Source organism: Moorella sp. E306M, from assembly GCF_006538385.1.
Taxonomy (GTDB): domain Bacteria; phylum Bacillota; class DSM-521; order Neomoorellales; family Neomoorellaceae; genus Neomoorella.
The window spans coordinates 1-1,077 of sequence record NZ_BJKO01000002.1; the positions used below are offsets into that span (position 1 = coordinate 1).

The 1,077-nt window shown below is 56.4% G+C and carries 1 protein-coding gene; it reads left to right on the plus strand.

The genetic code is table 11. The features are described 5' to 3' along the window. Positions 1-2: 2 nt before the first annotated feature. Positions 3-1,077: group II intron reverse transcriptase/maturase (gene ltrA, locus FLZ89_RS15445; RefSeq protein ID WP_373995623.1), on the plus strand; the 1,075-nt coding region annotated here is incomplete at its 3' end.

The following is a 1,077-nucleotide window of genomic DNA, read 5'->3' on the forward strand; positions in this document are numbered from 1 at the left end:
TGGTGAAGCCACAGGGGACCGCGGGAGGGCCGAGTTCTTCTCCGGCACAAAGCGGGACGTCACCTCGCGGAGGCCAAGGTAGCGGCCTGATGGAACAGGTGGTGGAAAGGCAAAACATGCTGGCCGCCCTAAAGCGGGTAGAGCGGAACGGAGGCGCACCCGGCGTGGATGGCATCCCGACCGAACGGCTTCGGGACCAAATCCGCGCCGAATGGCCGCGTATCCGGGAAGAACTGCTCGCGGGAACCTACAGACCAAAGCCCGTGCGCCGGGTCGAAATCCCGAAACCCGGGGGAGGCAAACGGATGTTAGGGATACCCACCGTAATGGACCGCCTGATCCAGCAGGCACTCCTGCAGGTATTGACGCCAATCTTCGAGCCGCAGTTTTCAGAAAGCAGTTTCGGGTTCCGACCCGGAAGGAGAGCCCACGACGCGGTAAAGAAGGCACGTCAGTACGTAGAAGAAGGATACGAATGGGCGGTAGACCTGGACATCGAGAAATATTTCGACCGGGTAAACCATGACACCCTCATGGCCCGGGTGGCCCGGAAAGTAACGGACAAGAGGGTACTTACCCTTATCCGCCGCTATCTTACCGCAGGCGTCATGGTAAATGGAGTGGTCATGGAGACGGTAGAAGGAACGCCCCAGGGTGGACCAATAAGCCCGTTATTAGCCAACATTCTACTAGACGACCTGGACAAAGAACTGGAAAAGAGGGGCCACAAATTCGTCCGTTACGCCGATGACTGCAATATTTACGTCAAAAGCAAACGGGCGGGAGAAAGGGTCATGGCAAGTATCCGTAAGTTCCTGCAGGAACGGTTGAAGCTCAAGATAAACGAGGAAAAGAGTGCGGTAGACCGGCCGTGGAAACTGAAATTCCTGGGGTTTAGCATGTATAAAGCCAGAGCAGGGCAAATCCTTATCCGCTTAGCACCGCAAACTATCGACCGGGTGAAAACGAAAATCCGGGAGATAACTGCCCGGAATAAACCCGTAAGCATGGCCGAGCGCATAGAGCACCTGAACGCCTATTTGGGCGGATGGATAGGATACTTCGCCCTGGCCGACA